The organism is Lacrimispora sp. 38-1, from assembly GCF_049890855.1.
Classification (GTDB): Bacteria; Bacillota; Clostridia; order Lachnospirales; family Lachnospiraceae; genus Lacrimispora.
This window is the reverse complement of the sequence record NZ_JBANEW010000056.1, coordinates 88223-97550: the sequence shown is the minus strand read 5'-3', so window position 1 is coordinate 97550 and position 9328 is coordinate 88223. Positions and strand designations below refer to the sequence as shown.

The 9328-nt window shown below is 42.9% G+C and carries 8 protein-coding genes; all 8 read left to right on the top strand.

Annotation, left to right across the window (positions count from 1 at the left end):
- The first annotated feature begins 16 nt into the window (after window positions 1-16).
- The 8 genes from queA to V7D18_RS15420 all read left to right on the top strand — a co-directional run bounded on the left by queA (window position 17) and on the right by V7D18_RS15420 (window position 9316).
- On the top strand, window positions 17-1054 hold the full coding sequence (queA, locus tag V7D18_RS15455) for a tRNA preQ1(34) S-adenosylmethionine ribosyltransferase-isomerase QueA (protein WP_426155385.1): 1038 nt from the start codon (window positions 17-19) through the stop codon (window positions 1052-1054).
- Window positions 1055-1075: 21 nt separating this feature from the next.
- A complete protein-coding gene (locus V7D18_RS15450; RefSeq protein WP_426155383.1) occupies window positions 1076-1759 on the top strand; it encodes a redox-sensing transcriptional repressor Rex in 684 nt (227 codons plus the stop codon).
- A 5-nt stretch (window positions 1760-1764) separates the two neighbouring features.
- Window positions 1765-2673, top strand: coding sequence for a LysR family transcriptional regulator (locus tag V7D18_RS15445; RefSeq protein WP_426155391.1), 909 nt, complete (start codon window positions 1765-1767; stop codon window positions 2671-2673).
- 123 nt (window positions 2674-2796) lie between these two features.
- The gene (locus tag V7D18_RS15440) at window positions 2797-3987 is read left to right on the top strand and encodes an iron-containing alcohol dehydrogenase (protein WP_426155381.1); all 1191 of its coding nucleotides are present in this window, start codon (window positions 2797-2799) and stop codon (window positions 3985-3987) included.
- 148 nt (window positions 3988-4135) lie between these two features.
- On the top strand, window positions 4136-4933 hold the full coding sequence (locus V7D18_RS15435) for a sirohydrochlorin cobaltochelatase (protein ID WP_426155379.1): 798 nt from the start codon (window positions 4136-4138) through the stop codon (window positions 4931-4933).
- Window positions 4930-5931, top strand: coding sequence for an FAD:protein FMN transferase (locus V7D18_RS15430; protein ID WP_426155377.1), 1002 nt, complete (start codon window positions 4930-4932; stop codon window positions 5929-5931). The genes V7D18_RS15435 and V7D18_RS15430 overlap by 4 nt, the downstream gene beginning before the upstream one ends.
- A 68-nt stretch (window positions 5932-5999) precedes the next feature.
- Complete coding sequence (locus V7D18_RS15425) at window positions 6000-6434, top strand: GtrA family protein (RefSeq protein ID WP_426155375.1); 435 nt, start codon at window positions 6000-6002, stop codon at window positions 6432-6434.
- Between the two features lie 5 nt (window positions 6435-6439).
- The gene (locus V7D18_RS15420) at window positions 6440-9316 is read left to right on the top strand and encodes a YfhO family protein (protein ID WP_426155374.1); all 2877 of its coding nucleotides are present in this window, start codon (window positions 6440-6442) and stop codon (window positions 9314-9316) included.
- Window positions 9317-9328 lie beyond the last annotated feature (12 nt).

The following is a 9328-nucleotide window of genomic DNA, read 5'->3' as shown; positions in this document are numbered from 1 at the left end:
AAAGGAGAGTAGTTCTATGAACGTCAGAGATTTCTATTTTGATTTACCCCAGGAGCTGATCGCTCAGGATCCTTTAGAGGACCGGTCTGCCTCCAGGCTGCTGGTACTGGACAAGCATACAGGAGAGATCGAGCATAAACATTTTAAGGATATACTGGATTATTTAAAAAAGGGAGACTGTCTGGTTATTAATGATACCAAGGTAATTCCGGCAAGGCTTTTCGGAGTGAAAGAAGGTACCCAGGCAAAGATTGAGATTCTTCTATTAAAAAGAAGAGAGAATGACATTTGGGAAACGCTTGTGAAACCGGGAAAGAAAGCAAAAGTTGGAACTGTCATATCATTTGGAGAGGGACTTTTAAAAGGAACCGTTATCGATGTGGTTGAAGAAGGAAACCGTTTGATCCAGTTTTCTTATGATGGTATTTTTGAAGAGATTTTAGATCAGCTGGGACAGATGCCGCTGCCTCCTTATATCACGCACCAGCTGCAGGATAAAAACCGGTATCAGACCGTTTATGCAAAGCATGAAGGCTCCGCCGCTGCACCGACTGCAGGTCTGCATTTTACAAAGGATCTGTTAAAGGAGATAGAGGAAAAAGGGGTGGAAATTGCCCATGTGACACTTCACGTTGGTCTTGGAACATTTCGTCCGGTTAAGGTTGATGAGATAGAAGCTCACCATATGCATTCCGAATTCTATATAGTAGAAGAGGAAGAAGCAAAAAAGGTTAACGATGCCAAACGAAGGGGAGGCCGGATTGTCTGTGTGGGAACCACCAGCTGCAGAACAGTGGAATCCGCATCCACGGAAGATGGTATCTTAAAGGCAGGAAGCGGATGGACGGAAATCTTTATTTATCCAGGTTACCGTTTTAAAGTACTGGATTGTCTGATCACGAATTTCCATCTGCCGGAATCCACCTTAATTATGCTGGTATCAGCTTTGGCGGGAAGAGAGAACGTTCTTCATGCATACGAGGAAGCAGTCAGGGAGAAATACCGCTTCTTCAGCTTTGGTGATGCCATGTTTCTTACAGACCGGAAGGATTAAATGAGACTGGGGGAAGATTTTATGGAAGAAAAAAAACATATGGTTGGAGGAATATCCAGAAAATCGCTGGAGCGCCTTCCCGTTTATCATCATTATCTGGAAAAGAAAAGCAGCGAAGGATTAGAGACTATTTCTGCGCCTGCCATTGCTTTGGATCTTCAGCTAAATGAGGTCCAGGTCCGTAAGGATCTGGCACTGGTGGCTAAAACGGCAGGTAAACCTAAAATGGGATATGTAATTAAGGAATTAATAGGGGATATGGAGGAATTCCTCGGATTTCATAACACCAACCAGGCTGTACTGGTAGGCGTGGGTTATCTGGGGAAGGCTCTGCTTTCCTATAAAGGGTTTGAGCAGTACGGAGTTGAAATCGTTATGGCTTTTGATGCTGACGGAAGAAAGGTGAATACCAGAATCGGAGGAAAGATGGTCCTTTCCATGGATAAACTGGAAAACCTCTGTCAGAGAATGAGTATACATATCGGAATCATTACCGTGCCCGCAGAGTATGCTCAGGGGGTATGCGACAGGCTGGTGGCAGGCGGCGTAAAGGCCATCTGGAATTTTGCACCTGTGCATCTGTCTGTACCGCCACATATACTGGTTCAAAATGAAAACATGGCAGTATCTCTGGCAGCACTGTCAAAGTATCTCTATGAAGTGGAAAAGAACGGGTGGCAGGAGACGAAGGAGGAAGATGATTGAATACCGTGTTATTGCAGTATGCAGTCGAAGTGGAAAAGACAGGGTCCATTACACAGGCGGCAGCCAATTTATACATGGATCAGCCGAATTTAAGCAAGGCGATCAAGACCCTGGAAGAAGGGCTTGGGGCACCTATCTTTAAACGGACTTCCAAGGGAGTTGTTCCGACTGCCAGAGGAAGAATCTTTTTAGAACATGCCAGGAATGTTCTCTTTCAGATTGATGAAATGGAGCATCTATACAAAGCGGGAGATGAAAACGGCGTGGAGTTTTCTTTATCCATGCCAAGAGCCAGCTATATCAGCACTGCATTTTCTAAGTTTATCGGAGAAACCGGCGGGGATTTTATGATGAACGTGTGGCTTCGTGAAACGAACTCGGCAGATACCATAAGAGATGTGGAAACCGGGGAGTACAATCTTGGCATTATCCGGTACCCGGTTACTTCAGAAAAGTATTATGCCAGGGAAACGGCGGCAAAAGGCCTGTTAATGGAATCGGTTTTTGAATATTCCCTCAGGCTTCTCATGTCAGAAACCCACCCGCTGGCAGATAAGAGTGTGATAGAAACAGAGGATTTAACTAAATTTATTGAAATTGTTCATGGAGACGGTGTTTCCAGCAAAAGCAATGATTTTGGCAGGGGGATCAAATATCCCCTGTCCTCAAAGCGGGTTTATGTCTATGAAAGAGGCAGCCAGTTTCAGCTTTTGTGTGATAATTCAATGACCTATATGTGGGTGTCTCCCATGCCGGCTGAGCTTTTAAAACGGTATCAGCTGGTGGAAAAACAGTGCGCAAAGAAGAAGGATTTCAGGGATGCACTGATTTGCCGGAAGGGGTATCCGCTTACTGGCTGGGATAAGAAATTTCTTGAACAGTTAAGCCGGGTAAAAGAAAATTTGTCAGAATAAGAATGTTAAATATATATCAGTATTTATATACTGATATATATTTTTTTACCTTTGTAATTCCCACCTGTTTGAACTACAATTATCTCATAGAAACGACAGGAATTTCACAAGGAGGGTTTTACAATGGCTAGATTTACATTACCGAGAGACTTATATCATGGAAAAGGCTCCCTGGAGGAAATAAAGAACTTAAAGGGAAAGAAAGCAATTGTTGTTGTAGGCGGCGGTTCTATGAAGCGTTTTGGCTTTCTTGACAGAGTCGAAGCATATTTAAAAGAAGCTGGTATTGAAGTAAAACTGTTTGAAGGGGTAGAACCGGATCCCAGCGTTGAAACTGTTATGAAGGGTGCCCAGATGATGCGGGAGTTTGAACCGGACTGGATCGTTGCAATCGGCGGCGGATCACCCATTGATGCAGCGAAAGCGATGTGGGCGTTTTATGAGTACCCGGATACAACCTTTGAGGATTTATGTATTCCTTTTAATTTCCCAACTTTAAGAACGAAAGCACAGTTCTGCGCAATTCCTTCTACATCCGGTACTGCTACCGAAGTTACGGCATTCAGCGTTATTACTGATTATCACAAGGGAATTAAATATCCTCTTGCTGACTTTAATATAACACCTGATGTGGCAATTGTTGATCCGGATCTTGCTGAGACGATGCCTAAGAAGCTGACTGCTCATACAGGTATGGATGCGATTACCCATGCAATGGAGGCATATGTTTCCACCCTTCACTGCGATTATACCGATCCTCTTGCGCTTCATGCGATCAAGATGATACATAATGATCTGATTGATTCCTATAATGGAGATATGGCAGCACGTGACCGTATGCATAACGCACAGTGTCTTGCAGGTATGGCATTTTCCAATGCACTCCTTGGAATCGTTCATTCCATGGCTCATAAAACAGGAGCTGCTTATTCAGGCGGACACATTGTTCATGGCTGTGCCAATGCCATGTACCTTCCTAAAGTAATTAAGTTTAATTCCAAAGACGCAGAGGCAGCAAAGCGTTATGGCGAGATAGCCCGTTTCATTGGTTTAGAGGGCAGTACTGATGAAGAACTGGTTGATGCACTGATTGCTGAAATCCGTTCTATGAACAAGAAGCTGGATATTCCCACCTGTATTAAGGAATACGAAGGCGGAATCATTGATGAAAAAGAGTTCAATGATAAATTAGCGGCAGTAGCTGAGTTAGCAGTTGGTGATGCATGCACCGGCTCCAATCCACGGGCAATTACACCGGTAGAGATGGAGAAGCTGTTAACCTGTTGTTACTATGATAAAGAGGTAGATTTTTAAAATAATCTCCAATAAAATGTATGCAATGTGTGTCACAGGCGCAGAACCGTTTGGTTCTGCGCCTGTGGTGCGTAAAAAGGAATTTGACAGCAAAAATCATCTGTGATATGGTAGTCAGGAAAAAGATTAGAAAGTGTGGACCAGAAAGATGAAACAGGCATTATTAGTAGTGAGTTTTGGTACAAGCTATAACGAAAGCAGAAAAAGAACCATAGAACCCATTGAACAGGCGTTAGCTGTTAAGTTTCCTTCCTATGAATTCAGACGGGCGTTTACCAGCCGGATTATTATAGATATATTAAAGAAGCGGGATAATATTATCATTGACGGAGTGGAGGAAGCTATTATAAAGCTTGCGAAAGAAGGCTTTAAACGGGTGATTATCCAGCCGACACTTGTTATGGGCGGGGAAGAATATGACTGCATCGTCAATGCTGCAAAAAAACAGAAAGATTCTTTTGAACGATTGATAATCGGTGCACCTTTACTTTCTTCTGAGGAAGACTATTTAAAGCTTGCCTCAATTTTAACTGAAGATACGAAAGAATATGATTCTGAGGGTATGGAGATTCTGTTTATGGGGCATGGATCAGAACATGAGGCCAATGCAGCATATTATCGTCTGGCTGGAATTTTAAAGAAAAAGGGATACACCAGGTATCATGTGGGAACGGTAGAAGCAGAACCTTCTTTTGATGATGTAAAGGCAGAATTGGATGAGAGAGACTCAAAGCGGGTGGTTCTCCAGCCGATGATGATTGTCTGCGGAGATCATGCTCATAATGATATGGCTGGTATTGACAGTGATTCGTGGAAAAGCCGGCTCGAAGCAGATGGTTATGAGGTCATCTGCCGGCTGAAAGGAATGGGTGAGATAGAAGGGGTACGCCGGATGTTTGTGGAGCATGCAGAGGCAGCCGGCAGGGAAATGGAGGATCAGGAATGAAAAAAGGAAAAACAGCGGTTTTGGCGGTCTGTCTGGCTGTCAGCCTTCTTGCCGGATGCCAGAGAAAGATAGAACCGATCAGCAAGTCTGGGTTTCTGTTAAATACATTTGTTACTGTCACGCTTTATGATAAGGATGATCCTAAGATTTTAAATGAATGCCTTGATATCTGCCGTTCCTATGAAAATGTTTTCAGTAAAACCATTGAGGGCAGCGAAGTTTATGAGATCAACCACAGACCTGCCCAGGAATCGTCTGTTAAACTGTCACCGGATATGGCAGCGCTCCTTTCCAAGGGGCTTTATTATTCCAGAATCTCAGGAGGAGATTTTGATATTACGGTGGAACCTTTGTCCTCTTTATGGGATTTTACAGCTCCAAATCCCGTTGTTCCCCCTTCGGATGAAATCAGTGCTGCGGTTAAAAAAGTGGGTTACCAGAATTTAAAGCTTGACGATGATACTCTCACCTTTTTATCCCCGGATACTTCCATAGACTTTGGCGCCATTGCAAAAGGTTATATAGCAGACCGGATGAAGGATTACCTCCTTGAACAGGGGGTCAGAAGCGCAGTCATTAATCTGGGTGGAAATGTCCTCTGTGTCGGGAATAAACCGGATGGAAGTCCTTTTAAGATCGGACTGCAGAAGCCTTATGCAGACAGGAATGAGACCATAGAAACATTGAATATAGAAGATATGTCTGTGGTATCATCCGGAGTATATGAACGCCATTTTGTAAAAGACGGTGTGAACTACCATCATATTTTAAATCCAAGAGATGGTTACCCCTATGACAATGGACTGGTTTCCGTTACGATTCTGTCAAAGCTTTCTGTTGATGGGGATGCATTATCCACCACCTGCTTTTCCATGGGGCTGGAAAAGGGAATGGAACTGTTAAATTCCATGGATGATGTTTACGGAGTTTTTATCACTGCTGATGGCAGTGTTCATTATACGGAAGGAGCAAAGGACTTTCTGGTAACGTCCCCTTAGATTTCCTTTACAATTTCCGGTGCCTATAATACAATAGAGGAAATGTGTTTTACAGGAGAAAAGCAATTATGATAAAAAAAATATGGGACAAGGTTATGAACCGGGAAGTCATTTCCTATCTGGTATTCGGTGTCCTTACCACGGTAGTCAACTGGATCGTGTATGTTGGAATGGTGAAAGCCGGAATCGACTACCGGATCAGCACTGCAGCAGCCTGGCTGGTTTCTGTGCTGTTTGCATTTGGTGTTAATAAAATCTTTGTTTTTCAAAGCTATGATCTGCACCTGGGATTTGTGATAAAGGAGATGATTTCCTTTACTGCATGCAGGGCGGCATCAGGCGTCATGGAAATGGTTCTTATGGTGATAATGGTTTCCTGGCTCAATATGGATGAATATGTAAGCAAAATGCTGGTGTCCATCGTTGTTGTGATTGTAAACTATGTATTCAGCAAGCTTTTCATATTCCGAAAGAGTGAGGTTCCCCCCTGTAAAGAGAGGTAAATTAAATGGAACGCGATGACGATATTGAAAAGATTTCGAAGGAATTAGAGGATATTCTTAAAATGACATCAGATGAAAAAAAAGATAGAACTGAGAACATCCGGGAGGGGAAAAAGCCGGGTGACAATCAGGATACAGGTGTTTTGACTGATAAAGGAGAAGTGGAAATTGATCGTGAATCCATGCCTGTGATACGGCTTGATGTTCCGGTGGAGGGAATGGAAGAGCTGTATGATTACGGCGGTTCTGAGGATGACAGTGATTATTATTCTGATGATAAATACTTAACCACTGAGGCAGATGAGGAAGAGGACGAGGACGAAGAAGAAATCAGGGCTGGGGAACCATTTTATAAGGACAGGCATCCCGCTTTTAAAAAGAAAGAGCATAAAAGCGGAAGCCTTGTAAAAGCTTCTGACGGTCTGATTGCGGCTTTTTTTGTGCCTGTGGTTATCATGATCATTATTTTTGCACAGAGAGGGATCTTTCCTTTTGGAGAAGAAAGCTTTTTAAGAACGGATATGTATCATCAGTATGCTCCGTTTTTCTCTGAATTCCAGTATAAGCTGACTCACGGCGGCAGCCTTTTATACAGCTGGGATATTGGAATGGGAGTTAATTTTGCAGCTCTCTATTCCTATTATCTGGCAAGTCCCTTAAACTGGCTGATTGTGCTCTGTCCGAAAAATTATATCATTGAGTTTATGACATATATGATTGTCTTTAAGATAGGATTAAGCGGTCTTGCTTTTTCCTGGTATTTGCGAAGACATTTTAAAACAGCTGATTTTGGTATTGCTTTTTTCGGAATCTTTTATGCGTTATCCGGATATATGGCAGCATACAGCTGGAATATCATGTGGCTGGACTGTATCTTGCTGTTCCCTCTTATTATGCTGGGACTTGAAAAGCTGGTTCAGGAAAAGAAGTGTTTTCTTTACTGTATTACACTGGGGTTATCAATTTTATCAAATTATTACATATCTATTATGATATGTATTTTTATGGTCTTCTATTTTGGTGCGCTGCTGATTTTGGAAGGAAGAAAGCCGTGGAAAGAAATTCTGCTTAACTGCATTCATTTCGCTGCATATTCTCTTTTGGCGGGAGGACTGGCGGCTGTTGTACTGCTGCCTGAGATCTATGCCATGAAGATGACGGCTTCGGGTGATATTAACTTCCCCCAGACATTCAGTTCCTATTTTTCCATCTTTGATATGATCGCAAGACATTTGCCTGCGGTGGAAACGGAAATCGGACTGGACCACTGGCCTAATATTTACTGCGGTGTGGCAATCCTTATATTTTTTCTGTTATACCTTGGATGCAGGAAGATCCGGCAGAGGGATAAGATTGTCATGTGTTCCCTCATACTGTTTTTTTTCGCCAGCTTTTCCATTAACGTACTGAATTTTATCTGGCATGGATTTCATTATCCCAACAGTCTGCCCTGCAGGCAGTCCTTTATTTATATTTTTCTTATGCTGACAGCCGGATATCATGCTTATATTTATTTACATGACATCCCCTGGAAACATGTTGTCACAGCTTTCTTCGCCTCTGTTATCTTTGTAATTATGGCACAGAAACTTGTGACAGATGATGCGTTCCATTTTTCTGTTTTTTATGTTGCCATTATTTTTCTGGCAGTCTATGCGGGTCTGATTGGTCTTTATCAGAAGGGGACCAGCAGGAATATGCTTGTTTTGCTGGCGCTTGGCGTGGTGTCTTTAGAGGCAGCAGTTAACACTACGGTTACAAGCGTAACAACCACAAGCCGTACAAGCTATATAAAGGATAACAGGGCATCGATAGACTTAACGGAAAGCCTGATGCCGAACCCGGCTTTCTACAGGGTGGAGAAGGTGACAAGAAAGACTAAGAATGACGGCGCATGGATGAATTTCCCTTCCGTGTCCCTGTTTTCTTCCACTGCTAATGCGGATCTGTCCAAATTTTTTAAGAAGCTTGGCTGCGAGAGTTCTACTAATGCCTACAGCATAACTGGAAGCACTCCTCTTGTTGATGCTCTTTTTGCTGTGAAATATGCTCTGTACTCGGAAGAAGCCGGTGAAAATGAAATCTCTTCTCTTGTATCTGTTCAGGATGAGATGCAGCTGAGGGAAAATACGTATGCCCTTTCCTTAGGCGTTATGATGCCTTATGATGTGGAGAATAACTGGCAGCTGGATCTGACGAACCCAGCAGAGGTTCAGAATGATTTATCAGTGGTATTAGGTGCAAGCCCGGTGCTTTCTGAAGTGCCAAGTGAAGTGAAGGGTAAAAGCTTTACTTTTACTCCTGATACAGATGGAGATTACTATGTTTTTGTCAGCAATAAAAAAGTTGAAAAGGTCACAGCACTTCTGGGAGAAAAGACGAAAAACTTTGACAACGTGAGCCGCGGATATTTGCTGGAACTTGGTTATTTAAAATCTGGAGAAGAGGTCACCCTCCGTAACGATGACAATGAGCAGGATCTGGTGGCCAGCGCTTACCGTTTTCTTCCCAAAGGGCTTGAATCAGTTTATCAGGTATTAAATAAAAATTCACTTAAGCTTACCAAGTGGACAGATACACAGATTAAGGGCACCGTTGATGCAGAGAGAGCAGGACTTTTGTATCTGAGCATTCCGTTTGACAAAGGCTGGTCTGTTAAGATCGACGGAAAAGACGCAGAGCCCTATAAAATATTTGACACCTTTTTAAGCGTTCATATGACAGCCGGTACTCATGAGGTTTCACTGGAATATATGCCCCAGGGCTTAAAGACAGGTGGAATGATTACCGGAGGAAGCATATTGATACTGCTTGTGCTGGCTGGCCTGGCAGCAGGAAAGAATAAAAAACGCAAACCCATGCGGACTCATACAACTAACTAAGGAAAGAGGAGA